Consider the following 20,208-nt stretch of genomic DNA (forward strand, 5'->3'; position numbering starts at 1 on the left):
GCGATGTGTAACCGTCAAACGGTATGGGGAAGAGGAGAAGGCGTCCTCCGTAGGCGTTGGTATCCCCACAGCGCAACCAGCAGCACTAATACGCCAGCGCATAGCGCAACGGCAAATCCGGCTCGGGCACCGCTGCCATCAACAACGTAGCCTGATACCGCTGCGCCCAGCGCCACGCCGACATTCAGCCCCGCCAGCAGCCAGGTCATGCCCTCGGTCAGGCGATGCTCAGGAACCAGACGTTCCACTAGCGACATCGCCACGATCATGGTGGGGGCGAAGAACAGCCCGGCGATCAGCACGGCCGTAGCCAGCGCCGGAATGCTGCCAACCAGCAGCAGAGGCAACGTGGTTGCTGCCGTTGCTAAACCGCCCAGCAATAACAACAGGTGCAATGCGGTTCGCAGTTTGAGAGCGCCGAACACCAGCCCGGCCAGGCATGAACCGACTGCATAAGCCGACAACACCAGACTGGCCGCGGCCGGCTGACCACGTTGTTCAGCGAAGGCGACGCTGACGATATCCACGGTGCCGACGATAACGCCCATCGCGACCATCAGCAGCGCCAGCAAACGCACGTTTGCTTGTTTGATCACCGACCCTGAACGATCCGTGCGGACATCCCGCATTTCTACTGGTGGTTCGGTGCCGCGTTGTGTCACCAGCGCAAACACGCCAATAATCAGCAAGAGCGCCGCGGCTAGTGGGCCAGCCTGAGGAAACACCGCGACCGACAGCCCGACAGCCAGTGGTGGCCCGGCGATAAACGTGACTTCATCGAGCACGGTTTCCAGTGAGTAGGCGGTCTGCAAACGAGGCTGGCCGCGATAGATTGCCGTCCAGCGTGCTCTAACCATCGCGGACATGCTGGGCATGAAACCGGCTAGCAAGGCACCGATGAATAAGCTCCAGTCAGGGGCTTGCCACCAGGTGCTGGCGAGCAGAAGCAGCATGCCGATCGTGCTGACAGTGGTTGCTATCGGCAGTACGCGGCCTTGCCCGTGGCGATCGACCAGACGGGAGGTCTGCGGTGACAGCAGTGCGTAGGTCAACACAAAAGTGGCGGAGACAGCCCCCGCCAGTGCATAGCTGCCGCGCAGTTGCGACAGCATAGTGATAATGCCAATGCCCGTCATGGGCAGCGGGATCCGCGCCAACACGCCAGCCAGCGCGAAGCCTCTGGTGCCGGGCGCGGCGAAAAGTTCTCGATAAGGGTTAACCATCTCATTCTCCAAAGTGAATCCACTTGCCACCACGTGGCGGCACAGCGACAATACATACATAGCGTATGAATAAAAACATATATTCATACGGAGTGAATGTAAATAATCATACGATGTGTATGTAAGGATGTGCCGATGGTTCGTCGTACCCGTGCTGAAATGGAAGAAACCCGCGCTACGCTGCTGGCGACTGCTCGTAAGGTCTTTAGCGAGCGCGGCTATGCCGACACCTCAATGGACGATCTCACCGCACAGGCGAGCCTGACTCGTGGGGCGCTTTATCACCATTTCGGTGACAAAAAAGGGCTGTTGGCGGCGGTGGTGGAACAAATCGACGCCGAGATGGATGAAAGACTGCGAGTCATCTCCGACACCGCCGAGGATGCCTGGGACGGTTTTCGTCGCCGCTGCCGCGCCTATCTGGAAATGGCGCTGGAGCCGGAGATTCAGCGCATCGTGCTGCGTGATGCGCGGGCGGTTTTGGGGGGCGCATCGCCGGATTCACAACGCCATTGCGTTGAGTCGATGCAGCGGCTGATCGACAATCTGATCCGACAGGGCGTGGTCGCTGACGCCGATCCACAGGCGCTGGCATCGCTAATCTACGGCAGTTTGGCCGAAGCGGCGTTCTGGATTGCGGACGGAGAGGATGGAAATGCGCGGCTAGCACAAGGCGTTGCCGCGCTGGAATTGCTGTTGCGTGGGTTGTTAGTCAAGCCACTGTAGCGATCAAAAGAACAGCCTGACGAGACATGTGGTTGGCGTCCCGTCTTTGGCTTAACGGCGGAAAATAATCTCTGCCCAGCGCGCCAGTCCGGCGGTAACAGAACCAAAATCGTTGCCGCTGGCGATAGGAATGTCAGGAAGCAACTGCTGAATAGCCTGACGTAGCAGGGGAGAACGTGCGCTACCGCCAGTCAGGTAGATCACTTCCGGCCGGGTTTGACTGGTTTCTAGCGCCAGCGTCACCTGCTGCTGAATACGCATGAGCGGATTATCGATGGCGACATTGAGTTCATCAGCATGAATGCGCGTTGCCAGACCCGATTCGATAAAGTGCAAATCAGCTGCCGTTTCCGATTGATTGGACAGCGCAATTTTGCTCTCTTCCGCCAGTTGAATCAGACGGTAGCTCAGGCGCTGTTGCCAGACGGTCAGCAGTCTTTTCACCAGCTCGGGCTGACGGGCATCGCGGATCATTTCGTTGATTAACGCGCGGCTGGCGGTGCTATAAAACTCTTTTTGCGCCGGAATATCGTTAATCGCGACCGCATTCCACCAGGTCATGATCGGCAGGGCGATGCCTTTTTCTGTCTCGCTATTCATACCAAGCAGCGGCATCAGTTGTTTGAATGCGAGCATGATGTCCAGATCATTACCGCCAACGCGACAGCCGCTGTGCCCTAACAGGCTTTGCGAACGTTCTTGCTGCTTATGCCACTCTGGGCCCATCAGTAGCATGGAGCAGTCGGTGGTGCCGCCGCCGATATCCACGACCAGCACGCGCGTTTCTTTCGTCAGCGTGGATTCGAAATCCAGCCCGGCGGCGACAGGTTCAAACTGGAAGACGACATCTTCAAACCCGGCACGATGTGCCGCACGGTCTAAAATGCCTTGCGCCTGCTGGTTGGCTTCTTCGCCGCCGATGCTTTGAAAGTTAATCGGGCGGCCGATGACGGCCTGACGAATAGACTGGTCAAGCTGACTTTCCGCCTGCGTGCGGATATGCAGCATCATGGAGCAGACCAGATCTTCAAACATCGCAATTTGCTGCGCTTTCAGCCCGACGGCACCGAGGAAGGACTTTGGTGATTTAACGAACCACGTCTCTTCCGGGTCATCCATATAGTGGCGCAACGCATCACGTCCGAATTTCACGCTATCCGCCTGCACGCGAATATCTTCCTCGCGGTTGTAGCTGATGGCGCGCTTTAGCAGCAGTGCATTCTCACCCTCGGCATTGACCTGATGGTGTCGCCATAACCACTCGCTAACCGCTTCGCGCACGGGCGCGCACAGCAGGGAAGAAAGATAAGGCGAGCCATTTTCCAGCGACAGGAGCCGTGGCGTACCTTCATCCATAACCGCGACTGAACAGTTGGCTGTACCGTAGTCAAAACCGATAAACATCGTCGTGCCCCATGCCATAAAAAAAGGTGGCGACTTTACTGCGTTACGGCAGTGCTTGTAAAGGCGGATGAAGTGAAAGAGGCATGTTTGCTGACGAGGTTGGAACCCGCAGATTCCTGTCAGACTGTTGACAAACCTATTTACCGAATGAAAACGGGAGTAACGGAATAGAAGAGTAAAGCGTTTGCGTCATGGATGGCTACATGGACGTACTTGCAGCGTCTTTACGATCTATCCGTTACTCCCGCTCTACGGATTTTGTTAGCAACCTCACGGGAACCCGAAGGTTCCCGTTTACTGTGGTGAAAACGAGTTACGCCGCCAGCGTATGTTGCGCCATGTTCCCCAGCAGTGAGCCGATAAACTCGATGCGTTGCGGACGGTCGCTCAAATCCTTCATGAATTTCAGGCGGGTTGGGCCATCAAGACGGTAGGTGCCCGGATCGCGCTGTAACAGGCCGATAAGGTGGGACGGATCGACGCGGTTTTGCTCGCTGAATTCGATAAATCCCCCTTTTTCATTCCCTTCTATACGGCGAATACCCAGCGCCTGTGCCTGCTGACGCAGAGCAGCAATCTGCAACAGATAGCGGCTTGCATCAGGAAGGAGACCGAAGCGATCGATCAGTTCGACCTTCAGCTCATCCAGCTCGGCAGTGGTTTTCGCGCTGGCAATACGTTTGTATAGCGACAGGCGCGTATTGACGTCAGGGATGAAATCATCGGGCAGCAGGGCAGGCAAACGCAGTTCGACGTCAGTCTGGCTGTTGATCAGATCTTCCAGCGATGGCTCCCGACCTGCTTTCAAGGCATCGACGGCGCTTTCCAACAGTTCCATATACAGCGAGAAACCGACGCTGGTCATCTGTCCACTCTGATCGTCCCCGAGCAGTTCGCCTGCGCCACGGATTTCCAAATCGTGCGTTGCCAACGCAAAACCAGCACCGAGGTCTTCCAATGAGGCGATGGCTTCCAGACGCTTCTGCGCATCGGTGCTCATCGCTTTAGGATTCGGCGTCAGCAGGTAAGCGTAAGCCTGATGGTGGGAACGCCCCACGCGACCCCGTAACTGGTGCAGCTGTGCCAGCCCGAAATGATCGGCACGCTCAATGATAATGGTATTGGCGCTTGGAATATCGATCCCCGTTTCGATGATCGTGGTACACACCAGCACGTTAAAACGCTGGTGATGGAAGTCGTTCATGACCCGTTCCAGTTCGCGTTCGCGCATCTGGCCGTGGCCGATCGCGATGCGCGCTTCCGGCACCAGCTCTGCCAGCCGCTGGGTGGCTTTCTCGATATTTTCGACGTCGTTATAGAGGTAATACACCTGTCCGCCGCGCAGAATTTCACGCAGAATCGCTTCGCGCACCACCAGATTGTCATATTCACGCACGAACGTTTTTACCGCCAGACGGCGAGCAGGTGGGGTAGCGATGATCGACAGATCGCGCATCCCGCTCATCGCCATGTTGAGCGTACGTGGAATCGGCGTAGCGGTCAGCGTCAGGATATCGACATCCGCCCGCATCGCTTTGATGCGCTCTTTATGGCGCACGCCGAAACGGTGTTCTTCGTCCACAATCAGCAACCCTAAGTCGCGCCAGCGTACGTCGCTCTGTAACAGCTTATGGGTACCGATCAGAATATCGACTTTGCCTTCCTGCGTTTCCTCCAGCACCTGAGTTTGCTCACGGGCGCTGCGGAAGCGGGAGATCATTTCGATCTTCACCGGCCAGTTAGCAAAGCGATCGCGGAAGTTGTCAAAATGCTGCTGTGCCAACAGCGTTGTTGGCACCAGAACGGCAACCTGCTTATGGTTTTCAACTGCCAGAAACGCGGCGCGCATCGCCACTTCGGTTTTCCCAAAGCCGACATCGCCACACACCAGACGATCCATCGCCAGCGGTCGGCACATGTCGCTCAGCACGGCGTTGATGGCCTGCGCCTGATCGGGCGTCGTTTCGAAGGGGAAACTTTCGCAGAAAAGCTGGTACTGCGTTTTATCATGCTTAAACGCAAAACCGCTTTTCGCCGCGCGCTGGGCATAAATATCCAGCAGCTCGGCGGCGACATCGCGCACCCTTTCTGCCGCTTTTTGTCGCGCGCGTGACCAGGCATCACCACCCAGTTTATGCAGCGGCGCATTCTCATCGGCACCGCCCGCATAGCGGCTGATCAAATGCAGCGAGGAAACGGGAACGTACAGCTTGTCTTCGCCTGCATAGGTTAAAATCAGGTATTCGGCCTTGATGCCACCGGCTTCTAGCGTAGTCAGCCCGGCATAGCGGCCAACGCCGTGTTCGAGATGAACGACGGGCTGTCCTGGCCGCAGTTCTGCCAGATTGCGGATCAGCGTATCGGTATTGATCGTGCGGCGATTATCCTGACGGCGGCGACTGACGCGCTCACCCAGTAAATCGCTTTCGCAGATCAACGCGCGCTGACGCAGCGTGTCGATAAAACCGTGTTCGCTGGCACCGATGATCAGATAAGTGCCACGATCCTGAGCCTGCTCCAGCGTGCTGATGAGCGTCGGGTTCAGTTTGATACGCGCCAGCAGCTCTTGCAGCGTTTCACGACGGCCTTCGCTCTCGACGGAGAAAATGATCTGGCCTTCAAACTGTTCGATAAAACGGCGCAGCGCATCCAGCGGGGATTTCTGCTGATGCTGAATCGCCAACTCCGGCAGCGGCAGATAGGCCAGATTCACGTTGGCGGCTTTTTCCGGCAGCGTATCGGTTCTCAACTGCACGCGCGGCCACGCTTTCAGCTCCGTGAACAGACCGTCTACACGCAGCCAGAGTGAATCTGATGGCAGCAGTGGACGCATCGGATCGACACGGCGGCTTTCAAAGCGTTGCTGAATATCCTGCCAGAAGCGCTCGGCGCTCTGTTCGATATTACCGGTGTTGACGATCAGCGTGTTGTTCGGGAAATAGCTGAACAGCGACGGCAGCGGTTCGTTGAAGAATAACGGCTGCCAGTATTCGATCCCGGTGGGCCAGACGCCTTTGCTGACCTGCTGATAAATGTGCTCGGCATCGCGTCGCACCTCAAACTGCTCGCGCCACTGGCTGCGGAAAAGTTCGATGGCGGTTTTGTCAGTCGGGAACTCGTGGGCGGGCAGCAGATTAATGTGCGGCACTTCGTTCAGCGTGCGCTGTGTATCCACATCAAACAGACGCAGGCTATCGATCTCGTCGTCAAAGAAATCGATACGGTAGGGCTCTTCGCTCCCCATCGGGAACAGATCCAGCAGCGCGCCGCGCGTGGCATATTCACCATGTTCCATGACCTGATCGACGCTGCGGTAGCCCGCCTGCTCCAACTGCGAACGGAGCTTATCACGCGATAGACGCTGGCCTTTTTTCAACACCAGCGCATGGCCGTGCAGGAAACTGTGCGGACAAACGCGCTGCATCAGCGTGTTGACCGGCAGAATCAGGACGCCGCGCGTCATATTGGGCAATTGATAGAGCGTGGAAAGGCGGGTCGAAATGATTTCCTGATGCGGAGAAAAACTATCGTAGGGCAGCGTTTCCCAGTCAGGCAGGGTGGTGACGTGCTGGTCGGTAAATTGCTGAATCTCATCACGCAATCGCAGAGCGTTTTGCATATCCGGCGCGATAAGCACCACCAGCCCGGCGTGGCGTTCAATGATTTCTGCACATTCAACGGCGCAGGCAGCACCGGTTAACTGGCCCAGCAGGCGCTGCTCACCCGCTTTGGGCGGCAGCGAATAACGGTAATTTTCAGGCATCATCTGATTATCGGGTCTCGCCTCCCTGCATCCGGCCAGGAATAAGAAAAAGCCGTAGAGTGAGGGTGTTAGGGTTCCATAAAGCAGTACTACCCTTTATTATCCTTGATCACTTTGCTTTGGCAACCTTATCCAGACGGATTTCATGTATCAACCTGTCGCTTTATTTATTGGCCTGCGTTACATGCGCGGGCGTGCATCAGACCGCTTCGGCCGGTTTGTCTCCTGGTTATCCGCCATTGGCATCACGCTGGGCGTGATGGCGCTGGTCACCGTGCTTTCCGTGATGAATGGCTTCGAGCGCGAACTGGAAGGCAATATTTTGGGCGTGATGCCCCAGGCTATCATCTCTACGCCGCAAGGTTCGCTGAACCCGGCGTTGATTCCCGCTTCCTCCTTAAACTCGCTGGAAGGCGTAACGCGCGTTGCGCCGCTGACGACGGGCGATGTGGTGCTGCAAAGCGCCCGCAGCGTCGCCGTGGGCGTGATGTTAGGTATTGATCCTGACGAACAGGAGCCGCTGTCACGCTATTTGGTTAACGTCAAACAGCAGCAACTGCAATCCGGTCAGTATCAGGCCATTTTGGGCGAGACACTGGCCGCACAGCTGGGCGTTAAAGCCGGCGATCAAATTCGTATGATGGTCACGAGTGCCAGCCAACTGACGCCGATGGGGCGTATCCCCAGCCAGCGTATCTTTACCGTTGCCGGCACCTTTGCCGCGAACAGCGAAGTCGATAGCTACCAGTTGTTAGTTAACCAGCAGGATGCTTCACGGCTGATGCGCTATCCGGCGAACCACATTACCGGCTGGCGTTTGTGGCTGGAAAAGCCGCTGTCGGTCGATACGCTGAGTACGCAAACGCTGCCGGAAGGCACGGTCTGGAAAGACTGGCGTGAGCGTAAAGGCGAGCTGTTTCAGGCCGTGCGCATGGAAAAAAATATGATGGGGCTGTTGCTCAGCCTGATCGTCGCGGTGGCCGCGTTCAATATTATTACCTCGCTGGGTTTACTGGTGATGGAAAAACAGGGAGAAGTCGCCATTCTGCAAACGCAGGGGCTGACTCAACGCCAGATTATGGCGGTGTTTATGGTGCAAGGGGGGAGCGCTGGCGTTATTGGCGCGCTGTTAGGGGCAGTGCTGGGGACGCTATTGGCCAGCCAACTGAATACGCTGATGCCGATACTGGGCGTATTGCTGGATGGTGCCGCGTTGCCTGTAGATATTGATCCCATGCAGGTCGTGACAATCGCCATTTCTGCGATGGTCATTGCCCTCTTATCAACACTTTACCCGTCATGGCGCGCTGCCGCCGTTCAACCCGCTGAGGCTTTACGTTATGAGTGATTTACCGTTATTGCAGTGTACTAACCTGTCGAAGCGCTATCAGGACGGCAAGCTGTCTACCGACGTGTTACGCGATGTCTCATTTGAAATGAACAGCGGCGAGATGATGGCCATCGTTGGGAGTTCTGGTTCGGGCAAAAGTACATTGCTGCATGTGCTGGGCGGATTGGATACGCCGACGTCAGGTGAGGTTATCTTTAAAGGTCAGCCGCTGAATACGCTCTCAGCGGCGGCAAAATCGGATTTACGCAATCGCGAGCTGGGCTTTATTTATCAGTTCCATCATCTGCTGCCGGATTTTACCGCGTTGGAAAACGTCGCAATGCCGTTGCTGATTGGCAAAGTACCGACGTCACAGGCTCAGGATAAAGCTCGTGAGATGCTGGCGGCTGTTGGGCTGGAAGCACGCAGCCACCACCGTTCATCGGAGCTGTCCGGTGGTGAACGGCAGCGTGTCGCCATTGCCAGAGCGCTGGTTAACAGTCCGTCGCTGGTGCTGGCGGATGAGCCAACCGGTAACCTCGATCAGCGTACGACAGACACCATTTTTGAACTGCTGGGAGAGCTGAACGTCCGGCAGGGTACCGCCTTTCTGGTGGTGACACATGACCTGCAACTGGCTAGCCGACTGAACCGTCAACTGGAAATGCGTGACGGTCAGTTGCAGAAGGAACTGACCCTGATGGGAGCGCGGCAATGAGATTTCCTCCGCTCTCGTTGCTGATTGGCCTGCGCTTTAGCCGCGGCCGTCGGCGTGGCGGCATGGTTTCGCTGATTTCGGTCATTTCGACGCTCGGGATTGCCCTCGGCGTAGCGGTGTTGATTCTCGGCCTGAGCGCGATGAATGGCTTTGAGCGCGAGCTGAACAACCGCATTTTGGCCGTGGTTCCGCACGGCGAGATCGCCCCGGTTAATCAGCCTTTCGACGGCTGGCAGGACATTCTTCCGAAAATCGAACAGGTGCCTGGTGTTGCTGCCGCGGCACCTTACATCAATTTCACTGGTTTGCTGGAAAACGGTGCCAAACTTCAGGCGATTCAGGTAAAAGGCGTCGATCCACAGCAGGAAACACGCCTCAGTGCACTGCCAAAATATGTACTGAATGATGCCTGGCAGCGGTTCCGCGCGGGCGAACAGCAGGTCATCATTGGTCAGGGCGTGGCAAAGGCGCTGAATGTGGTGGAAGGCGACTGGGTCACGGTGATGATCCCGAACAGCGACCCGGAAATGAAGCTGATGCAGCCGAAACGCATCCGGCTGCACGTCAGCGGTATTTTACAGCTAAGCGGTCAGCTCGATCACGGCTTAGCGCTGATTCCGCTGGCGGATGCCCAGCAATATCTGGACATGGGGCAGAGCGTTACGGGGATCGCCATCAAGGCTAACGATGTGTTCTCCGCCAATAAACTGGTGCGCGATGCGGGCGAAGTCACGAAGGCTTATGTCACTATTCGCAGTTGGATTGGCACCTATGGTTATATGTACCGAGACATCCAGATGGTGAGAACCATCATGTATCTGGCGATGATCCTGGTGATTGGCGTGGCCTGTTTTAATATTGTTTCAACGCTGGTGATGGCGGTGAAAGACAAAAGTAGTGACATCGCGGTCTTGCGTACGCTGGGAGCCCCAGACGGGCTGATTCGGGCTATCTTTATTTGGTACGGGCTATTGGCTGGGCTGCTGGGTAGCGTGATAGGCGTTGTGATTGGCGTGATCGCGACCTTGCAATTGACGCCGATTATTCACGGCATTGAATCCCTCATCGGCCATAAACTGCTGTCCGGCGATATCTATTTCATCGATTTCCTGCCATCTGAACTGCATGTAACGGATGTCTTGATCGTACTAGGAACATCACTGGTGCTGAGCCTGATTGCCAGCTGGTATCCGGCGCGACGCGCCAGCCGGATTGATCCTGCCCGCGTGTTGAGCGGACAGTAAGCCAAGCCAACGCACATGCGGCTTGAGAGATGACGGGGATAGTCCCTATCGTGTGGGAAAGCGATCACACCCTAAGGAGCAGTCATGTACTACGGTTTTGACATGGGCGGCACGAAAATTGAGCTGGGCGTGTTCGACGCAGAGTTGAACAAGGTGTGGCAAAAGCGGGTGCCGACGCCGCACAGTAATTATGATGACCTGCTCACGACGCTGGTCGATCTGGTGCATGAAGCCGATGCGCAGGTTGGCATGCAGGGGAAAGTCGGTCTCGGCGTACCGGGCATGGAGACAGGTAACGACGGTGCGCTATTCGCCGCTAACCTGCCCGCGACGATGGGAAAACCGCTGCGTACGGATTTGTCGCAGCGTTTGCAGCGAGAGATTCGCATCAGTAACGATGCTAACTGCTTTGTGCTGTCGGAAGCCTGGGACGCGGATTTTCGTTCCTATCCTGTCGTGCTGGGTATGATTTTAGGCACGGGGCTGGGCGGCGGTCTGGTGATTAACGGACGTCCGGTCGACGGGCGTAACGGCATCGCAGGTGAGTTCGGCCATCTTCGCCTGCCGTCCGACGCGCTGGATATCATCGGCGTGGATATTCCACGCGTGAAGTGCGGCTGCGGTCAATTAGGCTGCATTGAGAACTATATTTCTGGTCGCGGTTTTGAATGGCTGTACGAGCATCTGTATGGTGAAGCGCTGCCTGCTGTGACCATCATCCGGCACTATCGCGGCGGAGAAGAAAAAGCGCTGGAGTTTGTCGATCGTTTTATGGATTTGCTGGCGGCCTGTCTGGGCAATCTGCTGACCCTGTTCGATCCACACCTGCTGGTGTTGGGCGGCGGCCTGTCGAATTTTGATGAAATTTATCAAATTCTGCCGACGCGCCTTCCTCCACGACTTTTACCGATTGCGAAACTGCCACGTATAGAGAAAGCGCGTCATGGCGATGCGGGCGGTGTACGTGGTGCGGCGTTGCTACACTTAATGGATAACTAGCTGGAGAAGGTATGTATACGCGTCAACGATTAGGGCGGTTTCATAAGGGAAAGCGTATGCGGCAGCAGCGTCTTCGTGCGCGTATTTTCCATCGTGATTATCTGGCAGCAAGCGAAGTGAAAAAACCGCGCGTGGTAGTGCTGACGGGCGCAGGTATTTCAGCGGAATCGGGCATTCGTACCTTTCGTGCAGCCGATGGCCTGTGGGAAGAGCACCGCGTCGAGGATGTCGCGACGCCCGAAGGCTTTCAGCGTAATCCTGAGCTGGTACAGGAATTTTATAACGCCCGTCGCCGTCAGCTACAGCAGTCGGAAATTGTACCGAATGCCGCGCATCTGGCATTAGCGAATCTGGAAGCGATGCTGGAAGATAACTTCCTGCTGATTACGCAAAATATCGATAACCTGCATGAACGTGCCGGTAGCAAGCGCGTCATTCATATGCACGGTGAGTTACTGAAAGCACGCTGTAGCCAAAGTGGACAGATCGTTGAATGGAAAGACGATCTTGCCACTGGCGAACGCTGCCACTGCTGTCAATTTCCCGCGCCGTTACGCCCACATGTGGTGTGGTTTGGTGAAATGCCGTTGCACATGGACAAGATTTACCATGCGCTGTCGCAGGCCGATTACTTTATTGCGATTGGCACGTCGGGGCATGTCTATCCCGCTGCTGGTTTTGTTCATGAGGCCCATTCGCACGGTGCCTACACGCTGGAGCTGAATCTGGAGCCCAGCCAGGTAGAAAGCCAATTTGATGAGAAAATTTACGGCCCCGCCAGCACCGTAGTGCCAGAGTTTGTCGCTGCCTGGCTGACGCGCGGTCAAAGCATTAAGTTTTAAACGCACGCAAAAAGTTTTAAGCGTCCGCAAAAAGAGAAAACGTCATGAATCGTATGAGGACGGCGTTTTCTCTTTCCGGTCGTTGCCGCAGCAACATTCGTCAAGCTGATCGAACGGCAACATCGCGGCGTGATTAAAGAAACAATATTCACTCTCGCTACAGCGAGCATGCGCAGCGGTTTCTGTCGGCGAGTCCGCCTGCGGATGTGGCGGCTGTTGGCTGTCATGGTGTGACAGGGTTCCATGAAGAGACCGTGTTCCATGAAAAGATAAGGTTCGTCGGAAAAAGCCCAGCATAGCGTTACCCTCACGGTATCTCATCACGATAGGCATGAGATAATTATGTTAATGAGAGTGATTCTCATCAATGTAAGCTAAGCGTAGTTGATAATGTGATGATGGGGGAATGACAATTGTCAAAAAGTATATCCAAAATTGTTCTATCCACCCGTCATGCCTGAATCGACAAAGGCTTAGAACGATCAGAATGTCCGTCGGGCTTCGGCCGCGAGTACTTTCAGATAATTCAGATCGCACAATTCCACTTGATGACCCCGATAGGTAATGTGGCCTTGCCGTTTCCAGTCGGACATCAATCGACTCAATGTTTCACCGCGCATCCCTAATGACGTCGCGAGCTGGCCTCGGCTCACCGGTAATGTCAGCTGCTGAGTTTGCTGAATGTGGTGCTGGCGCAGCAGGTAATCTGCCAGACGCTGCGGTGCGGAACTGGACGTCAGCCAGTCGATTTGGTTGATCGTCGAGTAGAGTTTCTTGCCCAGATAATTCAGCAAACGCAGTGCCAGTTCTGGGCGCTGCAAACAAAACTGATGAATATCCTGCCGTGGGATCATCAGCGTGTGGCCATCGCTCTGCGCGCGGATATTCATCGGGAAGCGGCCATGATCCATAAATACCGCGGCGATGGCGACAAATTCACCGCGTTCAAATTGCCCGAAAATCTTTTCATCTCCGCCATAGGTATGGCGAAAAGCCTGCAATTTTCCCGTTTCAACCAGCAAACAGTGCTGCATTTTGTCGCCTTCGCGAAACAGAACGTCATCCTGCCGGAAAAACAGACGCTCGCTTTTTGCCAATAGTTCACACACCACGTCGCTGGGTTCACCGCGCATCCAGTCATGCTGAAACAGCACGTCACCGTATTCATCGGGCGATAGCGCTTTTTTGACAAATGTCATTTGCCCTCCCAGAGGCTGGTATTACCATCGAGCCAGTAAATGAAAATAATAATCACTTGCATGAATTCAGCAAGCAAAATCACGGCGAGCTGAATCGGAGGGAACAGAGTATGAGCGATCATGAAGCAGGACATAAATTTTTAGCCCGATTGGGGAAAAAACGTCTGCGCCCCGGCGGCAGAAAGGCAACTGAATGGCTGCTCAGTCAGGCTGGGTTCCGGCAGGACAGCGTCGTATTGGAAGTTGCCTGCAATATGGGGACTACGGCGATGGAGATTGCGCGTCGTTTTGGCTGTCAGGTCATTGGCGCGGATATGGATAAAGTGGCGCTACAGAAGGCGCAGGAGAATGTTGCAGCGAACGGCCTGGCATCGCAGGTCACGATTATGCAGGCGAATGCGCTGGAGCTGCCGTTTCCCGATAATCACTTCGACGTGGTGATTAATGAGGCCATGCTGACGATGTATGCCGACAAGGCCAAGAGCCGCATTATTGCCGAATATTATCGCGTGCTGAAACCGGGTGGCCGCCTGATTACCCATGACATCATGCTGCTTTCCGAGAAGGATACCGGGGCCTTGCAGGCGGTGGAACAGATGCACAAAACGATCAATGTGCATGCTCAGCCGATGCTGCGTGAGCGCTGGGTGACGCTGTTTCAGGAATGTGGTTTTAGCAAGGTCAGCTACGATAACGGCGCAATGACGCTGCTGACGCCACAAGGGCTGATTTATGATGAAGGCGTAGCGGGAGCGGCACGCATCGTAAAAAATGCGCTGAAAAAAGAAAATCGCAGCATGTTCTTCAACATGTTTCATACCTTCCGCCGTAATCGAAACCAGCTTAACTATATTGCGGTATGCAGTACCAAGTAATGGCGCATTCATTTTGATTGCGTCGCGGTAACAAGGAAAAAGCGTGTAAGGCAGGCGAAATCGTTTAACATACGTGACAATACGTTATCTTAACTGCGCTTTTTTATCGCGCTGGATTCCTTGTTACGGTGAACAATGCAGCCATTATCGCCGGGTGATATCCCGCTAAAGCATGCGACGCAGTTACCCCATTACAGCCAGCTAAAACAACAGCAGTGCAGACGCGATCGCCGGAGTCTGATACTGCTGTTGGCGTTTCTCGTGCTTACGCTGGTGGTCAGCCTGTGCGCGGGGGAGCGCTGGATTTGGCCGACGGCCTGGTTGGATGACGCTCAGCAGCTCTTTGTCTGGCAGTTGCGTTTGCCCAGAACGCTGGCCGTGATGCTGGTGGGGGCGAGTCTGGCGATGTCGGGCACCGTGATGCAGGCCGTCTTTGATAATCCGCTGGCAGAACCGGGGCTGCTGGGCGTCGCCAACGGCGCAGGCGTGGCCTTAGTGCTGGCAGTACTGCTGGGACAGGGATTGCTGCCTGTCTGGATGTTAAGCCTGAGTGCCATTGCTGGCGCGCTGCTGATTACCTTTCTGTTACTCCATTTTGCCCGTCGTCATATTTCCAACACCCGCTTATTACTCATCGGCATTGCGCTCGGGATTATCTGTAGCGCGGTGATGACCTGGGCCGTCTATTTCAGTACCAGCCTCGACTTACGCCAACTGATGTACTGGATGATGGGCGGTTTCAGCGGCATTGACTGGCGACACGGCTGGCTGATGCTGACGCTCTTGCCGCTGCTGCTGTGGCTGAGTCGCCAGGGCGCGGTACTGAACGGGTTGACGCTCGGTGAGATTCAGGCGCGTCAGTTGGGCATTCCGGTCTATCGCTGGCGCACGATTCTTGTGCTGGTGATGGGCGTACAGGTCGGGTTGAGCGTAGCGCTGGCCGGCATCATCGCGTTTATTGGTTTGGTGATCCCACACATGTTGCGGCTGTGCGGGCTGACCGATCAGCGCTATTTATTGACGGGATGTGCGCTAGCTGGTGGCGGTGTTCTGCTGCTGGCGGATACCGTTGCGCGTGTTGCGCTGAGTTCAGCCGAGTTGCCGATAGGCGTGGTTACCGCTACGCTGGGATCGCCATGGTTTATCTGGCTACTGTTACGTAATCGACTGTAGCGATATGTCTTGTTCTATCCACTTTTGTTTATCAATTCTTGTTTTATCACTGAAGGGAGCAAAACGATGAGCACTGAAATCTATGCTATTCCGCTGACCACCATTGATGGGAAAGCGACAACGTTTGAGGCGTTTAAAGGGCAGGTGGCTTTAGTCGTTAACGTCGCCTCTCAATGCGGCCTGACTAAACAATACGATGCGTTGGAAAAGCTCTACGAAACTTATCGCGACAAAGGTCTGGTCGTGCTGGGATTCCCCTCCAATGAATTTGCAGGACAGGAGCCGGGCTCGGAAGCAGAAATTCAGGAATTCTGCCGTGGGACGTTTGGCGTGCAGTTCCCGATGTTCAGCAAGATTGAAGTCAATGGCGAGAACCGTCACCCGCTGTACCAACGGTTGATTCGCGAGCAGCCGGAAGCCAACGGGACCTGGAAAAGTGACTTTTTTGCGCGTTTGGTCAATAAAGGCCGTAAGCCTAAAAATCCGGAAGATATTCTGTGGAATTTCGAAAAATTCCTGGTGGATCGTGAAGGACGTGTGATTGATCGTTTTGCGCCGGATATGGCACCTGACCATGACACCATCGTGAAAGCGATCGAAGAGGCGCTGGCAAAATAAGTGACGCAGCAGACTTCCCCGGTATTGCAGCTGCGGCAGGCAGGTGCCTCGCCGCGTTTGTCGCCGACGAATGCGGAGTGCCGTCGCGGTGAGCTGCTGCATATCATCGGCCCGAACGGGGCCGGAAAGAGCACGTTGCTGGCAAGAGCCGCGGGTTTGCTGGTGGGAGAAGGCGAGGTCTATCTGGCCGGCACGCCGCTGTCGCAGTATACGGCAGCGGATCTGGCTGTGCGACGCGCCTATCTGGCACAGCAACAACCGCCGCTGGCGCTGATGCCGGTATTTCAGTACTGGCAACGGCATCAACCGCCGCTGGCTCAGGAAGACGCGGTCGAAAAGGTAGTGCATTTTCTGGCGGAACGTCTGATGTTAACCGATAAGCTGGCGCGCCCGCTCACTCAGCTGTCGGGAGGCGAGTGGCAGCGCGTTCGGCTGGTGGCGGCACTGTTGCAGATTTGGCCGACGATCAATCCGCATGCGCGTTTGCTGCTGCTGGACGAACCGACCAACAGCTTAGATGTGGCTCAGCAGGTGGCACTGGATGCGTTACTGAATGAACTCTGTCGTTTGGGTATCGCCGTCATGGTTTGCGCACACGATCTGAACCACAGCGCCCATCATGCGGATCGCGTGTGGCTGTTGTCAGAAGGCACTCTGGTGGCGCAAGGCGAGACGGCGGAGGTCATGCTGCCGGAGGTTCTGTCTCCTGTATTTGGTGTCGCGTTTCAGCGGCACGTGGTTGATGGCAGAAACTGGATAATCACGCGCAGCGCCTAGCGCTGTGAGAAAATGGCGTCGTCAGAAAATAGGAAAAATCGCCTTTACTTGCCAGCTACCCCGATTAAACGCTAAATTAATCCAATACCTAGCATTTTCAAACGCTAGAGGACTATGGCCTCGGCGGTTTTATGGTAATCGCGCATGATACGTTTACGACACGCTTTGATCCTCGCCAGCCTGATTTTGGTCGGCTGTAGCAGTAGTCGGCATAATAATCCGCCGCCGAATGCCCGTCTGAGCGATTCGATTATGGTGATGGTGCAGCTAAACGATCAACTGGGGCAATGGTACAGAACGCCGTATCGCTATGGCGGGCTGGATCGTAACGGTGTCGATTGTTCCGGCTTCGTCTACCTGACGTTCCGCGATAGGTTTGGCATGCAGTTGCCGCGCACCACGGAAGCACAAACCGAACTGGGTGAACGCGTTGACCGTGAAAACCTGTTACCCGGTGATTTGGTCTTTTTCAAAACCGGCAGCGGTAGCAGTGGGTTGCACGTCGGCATTTATGATAAAGACGACCAGTTTATTCATGCCTCCACCAGTCAGGGCGTAATCCGCTCGTCGCTGGATAACGTGTACTGGAAACGGGCGTACTGGCAGGCCCGCCGCATCTAATTTTCCTCCCTTATTGTGTTTTGTTGACAGCATGGAGCTATCCGCTTATGTCCTCTCTGCGTTTACTCATCTCTGACTCTTACGATCCCTGGTTTAATCTGGCCGTTGAGGAGTGCATCTTTCGCCAGATGCCCACCACGCAGCGAGTGCTATTTTTGTGGCGCAATGCGGAAACCGTGGTTATTGGTCGAGCCCAAAACCCGTGGAAAGAGTGCAATACGCGGCGGATGGAAGAGGATGGCATCAAGCTGGCACGGCGCAGCAGCGGCGGTGGGGCGGTGTTCCACGATCTTGGCAATACCTGCTTTACCTTCATGGCGGGTAAGCCGGAATACGATAAAAGTGTTTCAACGCAGATTGTTCTGGATGCGCTTAGTTCGCTGGGGTTAAAGGCTAGCGCCTCGGGCCGTAACGATCTGGTGGTCGAAACCGTGGACGGCGTGCGCAAGGTGTCCGGTTCTGCCTATCGCGAAACCAAAGATCGTGGGTTCCATCACGGCACGCTGCTGCTGAACGCCGATCTCAGCCGCTTAGCGGACTATTTGAACCCGGATGTTAAGAAGCTACAGGCAAAAGGGATTACGTCCGTGCGTTCCCGTGTCGCCAATCTGGTGGAATTGCTACCTTCTGTCGATCATCAGGTTATTAGTCAGGCGGTGACGCAGGCCTTCTTTGATTATTTTGGCGAACAGTGCGAACCAGAAATCATCTCGCCTTCCGCCTACCCAGATTTGCCGGGATTCAGCGAACAGTTTGCGCGTCAAAGTAGCTGGGAATGGAACTTCGGTCAGGCTCCGGATTTCTCGCATTTACTTGATAACCGCTTTACCTGGGGCGGGGTTGAATTACATTTTGATGTGGAACGCGGCGTGATCGTCCGCGCGCAGATTTATACCGATAGCCTGAACCCCGCACCGTTAGAAGCACTTGCCTCCGCCTTGCAGGGAACGGCATATCGTCCAGAAGCCTTGGCGGCAGCGTGTCAGGCACTGACTACCGCTTTCCCCGAACAGCAAAATGAATTGCAGGAACTGGCCGCTTGGCTGGCGCAGAGTTTGCGTTAGACGTCCTGTTTTTCTCAACGCATCGATGACAAGGAAACGTAAGGGAAATAATACCCCTGCGTTTCCTCCGTGTTAATTTCATTACCATCCCTCTACACTTTCTGCTTACCCATGAGTCGTTGTGTGATGAGCGCGTGGCTCTCTTCACTTGAACAGAGTGGTATTAGGGAGACAGGATGCAGCAAACACCGTTATTCAATAATCACTATTTTCACCAGTTGCCGGGGTTCTACACCGCGCTGCAGCCTACGCCGCTGCATGGCGCTCGCCTGCTTTATCACAGCGAGGGATTGGCCGCGGAGCTTGGGCTGTCTTCCGACTGGTTTACGCCAGAACATAATGCTGTCTGGAGCGGCGAACGTTTGCTGCCGGGAATGGAGCCGCTGGCGCAGGTTTATAGCGGCCATCAGTTTGGCATGTGGGCTGGTCAACTGGGGGACGGGCGCGGCATCCTGCTGGGAGAACAACAGCTGCCGGATGGCCGCAGTATGGACTGGCATCTCAAAGGTGCGGGGCTGACGCCGTATTCGCGCATGGGAGACGGTCGCGCCGTGCTGCGCTCGGCGATACGTGAATTTCTGGCCTCGGAAGCCATGCATCATCTGGGGATTCCCTCCACGCGGGCGCTGACGATTGTCACCAGCACACATCCGGTGCAGCGTGAGCAGGAAGAAAAGGGCGCAATGCTGCTGCGCGTGGCGGAAAGCCATGTGCGCTTCGGTCATTTTGAGCATTTCTACTATCGCCGTGAGCCGGAAAAAGTACGTCAGCTGGCGGAGTATGTGATCGCTCGCCACTGGCCGCAGTGGGAGAACGACGAGCGGCGCTATGAACTGTGGTTCGGCGATGTAGTAGAACGCACCGCTCGACTGATTACACATTGGCAGGCTGTCGGGTTTGCGCACGGTGTAATGAATACGGACAACATGTCGATTCTGGGACTGACCATCGATTACGGCCCTTATGGTTTTTTAGATGCGTATCAACCCGGTTTCATTTGCAATCACTCCGACCATCGCGGGCGCTACGCGTTTGACAATCAGCCCGCCGTGGGACTGTGGAATCTACATCGTCTGGCGCAGGCGCTGTCGGGGCTGATGGACACTGACACGCTGGAGCGCGCGCTTGCCCGCTATGAACCGGCGCTGATGCAGCACTATGGCACGCTGATGCGCGCCAAGCTGGGCTTGTTTACCGCGAGCGCGGAAGATAATGACGTGCTGGTCGGGCTGTTGCGCCTGATGCAGCAGGAAGGCAGCGATTACACCCGCACGTTCCGCCTGCTGGCCGATAGCGAAAAGCAGGCATCGCGCTCGCCACTCCGTGATGAGTTCATCGACAGGACAGCGTTCGATAGCTGGTTTGCGACCTACCGCCAGAGGCTGATGCAGGAAGAACAGGGCGATGAGGAACGCCGTCGGCTGATGAATGCGACGAACCCGAAATATATTCTGCGTAATTATCTGGCGCAAATGGCGATTGAACGGGCGGAAAACGACGACATCAGCGTGCTGGCGCGTCTGCATCAGACGCTGTGCCAACCGTTTGACGAACAGCCGGAGAAGAACGACTTGGCGGCGTTACCGCCAGAGTGGGGCAAACATCTGGAAATTTCCTGCTCCAGCTGAGCCG

Annotated in this window: 17 protein-coding genes; 13 read left to right on the top strand and 4 right to left on the bottom strand. The window is 55.6% G+C overall.

Annotated elements, in window-relative coordinates; genetic code table 11:
* Positions 1 to 14: 14 nt before the first annotated feature.
* Positions 15 to 1,223, bottom strand: coding sequence for an MFS transporter (locus Q3A88_RS04255; RefSeq protein WP_317177466.1), 1,209 nt, complete (start codon positions 1,221 to 1,223; stop codon positions 15 to 17).
* A gap of 135 nt (positions 1,224 to 1,358) precedes the next feature.
* Here Q3A88_RS04255 and Q3A88_RS04260 point away from each other — a divergent pair, with 135 nt between their 5' ends.
* Entirely contained in the window at positions 1,359 to 1,949 is a 591-nt protein-coding gene (locus Q3A88_RS04260; protein ID WP_317177467.1) for a TetR/AcrR family transcriptional regulator, read from the top strand.
* 51 nt (positions 1,950 to 2,000) lie between these two features.
* Here Q3A88_RS04260 and yegD read toward each other — a convergent pair whose 3' ends face one another.
* Together yegD and mfd are read right to left on the bottom strand one after the other, a co-directional pair.
* The gene (gene yegD / locus Q3A88_RS04265; RefSeq protein WP_233990708.1) at positions 2,001 to 3,353 is read right to left on the bottom strand and encodes a molecular chaperone; all 1,353 of its coding nucleotides are present in this window, start codon (positions 3,351 to 3,353) and stop codon (positions 2,001 to 2,003) included.
* Between the two features lie 313 nt (positions 3,354 to 3,666).
* Positions 3,667 to 7,119: a transcription-repair coupling factor gene (gene mfd / locus Q3A88_RS04270; RefSeq protein ID WP_317177468.1), complete on the bottom strand. Its 3,453-nt coding sequence runs from the start codon at positions 7,117 to 7,119 to the stop codon at positions 3,667 to 3,669.
* 142 nt (positions 7,120 to 7,261) lie between these two features.
* On the opposite strand from mfd, the gene lolC reads away from it, so the two are divergent.
* The 5 genes from lolC (at position 7,262) to cobB (ending at position 12,249) form a co-directional block, all read left to right on the top strand.
* Positions 7,262 to 8,464, top strand: coding sequence for a lipoprotein-releasing ABC transporter permease subunit LolC (gene lolC, locus Q3A88_RS04275; protein ID WP_039498998.1), 1,203 nt, complete (start codon positions 7,262 to 7,264; stop codon positions 8,462 to 8,464).
* The gene (gene lolD, locus Q3A88_RS04280) at positions 8,457 to 9,164 is read left to right on the top strand and encodes a lipoprotein-releasing ABC transporter ATP-binding protein LolD (RefSeq protein WP_014915821.1); all 708 of its coding nucleotides are present in this window, start codon (positions 8,457 to 8,459) and stop codon (positions 9,162 to 9,164) included. The genes lolC and lolD overlap by 8 nt, the downstream gene beginning before the upstream one ends.
* Positions 9,161 to 10,408 carry a lipoprotein-releasing ABC transporter permease subunit LolE gene (gene lolE, locus Q3A88_RS04285; protein WP_317177469.1) on the top strand — a complete coding sequence of 416 codons (1,248 nt, stop codon included), beginning with the start codon at positions 9,161 to 9,163 and terminating at the stop codon, positions 10,406 to 10,408. The genes lolD and lolE overlap by 4 nt, the downstream gene beginning before the upstream one ends.
* 84 nt (positions 10,409 to 10,492) lie before the next feature.
* Positions 10,493 to 11,407: an N-acetylglucosamine kinase gene (gene nagK / locus Q3A88_RS04290; RefSeq protein WP_317177470.1), complete on the top strand. Its 915-nt coding sequence runs from the start codon at positions 10,493 to 10,495 to the stop codon at positions 11,405 to 11,407.
* Between the two features lie 11 nt (positions 11,408 to 11,418).
* The gene (cobB, locus tag Q3A88_RS04295) at positions 11,419 to 12,249 is read left to right on the top strand and encodes a Sir2 family NAD+-dependent deacetylase (RefSeq protein ID WP_317177471.1); all 831 of its coding nucleotides are present in this window, start codon (positions 11,419 to 11,421) and stop codon (positions 12,247 to 12,249) included.
* A gap of 482 nt (positions 12,250 to 12,731) precedes the next feature.
* Here the strand turns inward: cobB and Q3A88_RS04300 are convergent, their stop codons facing one another.
* Complete coding sequence (locus Q3A88_RS04300) at positions 12,732 to 13,448, bottom strand: Crp/Fnr family transcriptional regulator (protein WP_317177472.1); 717 nt, start codon at positions 13,446 to 13,448, stop codon at positions 12,732 to 12,734.
* Positions 13,449 to 13,558: 110 nt separating this feature from the next.
* Between Q3A88_RS04300 and Q3A88_RS04305 the strand changes: the two genes are divergently transcribed.
* The 7 genes from Q3A88_RS04305 to Q3A88_RS04335 all read left to right on the top strand — a co-directional run bounded on the left by Q3A88_RS04305 (position 13,559) and on the right by Q3A88_RS04335 (position 20,204).
* The gene (locus Q3A88_RS04305; protein WP_317177473.1) at positions 13,559 to 14,323 is read left to right on the top strand and encodes a class I SAM-dependent methyltransferase; all 765 of its coding nucleotides are present in this window, start codon (positions 13,559 to 13,561) and stop codon (positions 14,321 to 14,323) included.
* 135 nt (positions 14,324 to 14,458) lie between these two features.
* Positions 14,459 to 15,496, top strand: coding sequence for a vitamin B12 ABC transporter permease BtuC (gene btuC / locus Q3A88_RS04310; RefSeq protein ID WP_180787034.1), 1,038 nt, complete (start codon positions 14,459 to 14,461; stop codon positions 15,494 to 15,496).
* A gap of 66 nt (positions 15,497 to 15,562) precedes the next feature.
* Entirely contained in the window at positions 15,563 to 16,114 is a 552-nt protein-coding gene (locus Q3A88_RS04315) for a glutathione peroxidase (protein WP_110164010.1), read from the top strand.
* Positions 16,115 to 16,891: a vitamin B12 ABC transporter ATP-binding protein BtuD gene (gene btuD / locus Q3A88_RS04320; protein ID WP_317177474.1), complete on the top strand. Its 777-nt coding sequence runs from the start codon at positions 16,115 to 16,117 to the stop codon at positions 16,889 to 16,891.
* A gap of 144 nt (positions 16,892 to 17,035) precedes the next feature.
* Positions 17,036 to 17,512 carry a C40 family peptidase gene (locus tag Q3A88_RS04325; protein ID WP_219605997.1) on the top strand — a complete coding sequence of 159 codons (477 nt, stop codon included), beginning with the start codon at positions 17,036 to 17,038 and terminating at the stop codon, positions 17,510 to 17,512.
* Positions 17,513 to 17,559: 47 nt separating this feature from the next.
* Positions 17,560 to 18,576, top strand: coding sequence for a lipoate--protein ligase A (locus Q3A88_RS04330; protein WP_317177475.1), 1,017 nt, complete (start codon positions 17,560 to 17,562; stop codon positions 18,574 to 18,576).
* Positions 18,577 to 18,752: 176 nt separating this feature from the next.
* Complete coding sequence (locus Q3A88_RS04335; RefSeq protein WP_317177476.1) at positions 18,753 to 20,204, top strand: protein adenylyltransferase SelO; 1,452 nt, start codon at positions 18,753 to 18,755, stop codon at positions 20,202 to 20,204.
* Positions 20,205 to 20,208: the final 4 nt, after the last annotated feature.

The organism is Pectobacterium sp. HCp5_1 (assembly GCF_032905925.1).
GTDB classification, from domain to species: domain Bacteria; phylum Pseudomonadota; class Gammaproteobacteria; order Enterobacterales; family Enterobacteriaceae; genus Pectobacterium; species Pectobacterium brasiliense_A.

Excerpts from the sequence above, each read along its gene's own strand:
- cobB (WP_317177471.1), top strand. The coding sequence starts at position 11,419 with ATGTATACGCGTCAACGATTAGGGCGGTTTCATAAGGGAAAGCGTATG.
- nagK (WP_317177470.1), top strand. The coding sequence starts at position 10,493 with ATGTACTACGGTTTTGACATGGGCGGCACGAAAATTGAGCTGGGCGTG.
- Q3A88_RS04330 (WP_317177475.1), top strand. The coding sequence starts at position 17,560 with ATGTCCTCTCTGCGTTTACTCATCTCTGACTCTTACGATCCCTGGTTT.
- Q3A88_RS04335 (WP_317177476.1), top strand. The coding sequence starts at position 18,753 with ATGCAGCAAACACCGTTATTCAATAATCACTATTTTCACCAGTTGCCG.
- lolE (WP_317177469.1), top strand. The coding sequence starts at position 9,161 with ATGAGATTTCCTCCGCTCTCGTTGCTGATTGGCCTGCGCTTTAGCCGC.
- lolD (WP_014915821.1), top strand. The coding sequence starts at position 8,457 with ATGAGTGATTTACCGTTATTGCAGTGTACTAACCTGTCGAAGCGCTAT.
- Q3A88_RS04255 (WP_317177466.1), bottom strand. The coding sequence starts at position 1,223 with ATGGTTAACCCTTATCGAGAACTTTTCGCCGCGCCCGGCACCAGAGGC.
- mfd (WP_317177468.1), bottom strand. The coding sequence starts at position 7,119 with ATGATGCCTGAAAATTACCGTTATTCGCTGCCGCCCAAAGCGGGTGAG.
- Q3A88_RS04315 (WP_110164010.1), top strand. The coding sequence starts at position 15,563 with ATGAGCACTGAAATCTATGCTATTCCGCTGACCACCATTGATGGGAAA.
- Q3A88_RS04325 (WP_219605997.1), top strand. The coding sequence starts at position 17,036 with ATGATACGTTTACGACACGCTTTGATCCTCGCCAGCCTGATTTTGGTC.
- Q3A88_RS04260 (WP_317177467.1), top strand. The coding sequence starts at position 1,359 with ATGGTTCGTCGTACCCGTGCTGAAATGGAAGAAACCCGCGCTACGCTG.
- btuC (WP_180787034.1), top strand. The coding sequence starts at position 14,459 with ATGCAGCCATTATCGCCGGGTGATATCCCGCTAAAGCATGCGACGCAG.
- yegD (WP_233990708.1), bottom strand. The coding sequence starts at position 3,353 with ATGTTTATCGGTTTTGACTACGGTACAGCCAACTGTTCAGTCGCGGTT.
- Q3A88_RS04305 (WP_317177473.1), top strand. The coding sequence starts at position 13,559 with ATGAGCGATCATGAAGCAGGACATAAATTTTTAGCCCGATTGGGGAAA.
- lolC (WP_039498998.1), top strand. The coding sequence starts at position 7,262 with ATGTATCAACCTGTCGCTTTATTTATTGGCCTGCGTTACATGCGCGGG.
- Q3A88_RS04300 (WP_317177472.1), bottom strand. The coding sequence starts at position 13,448 with ATGACATTTGTCAAAAAAGCGCTATCGCCCGATGAATACGGTGACGTG.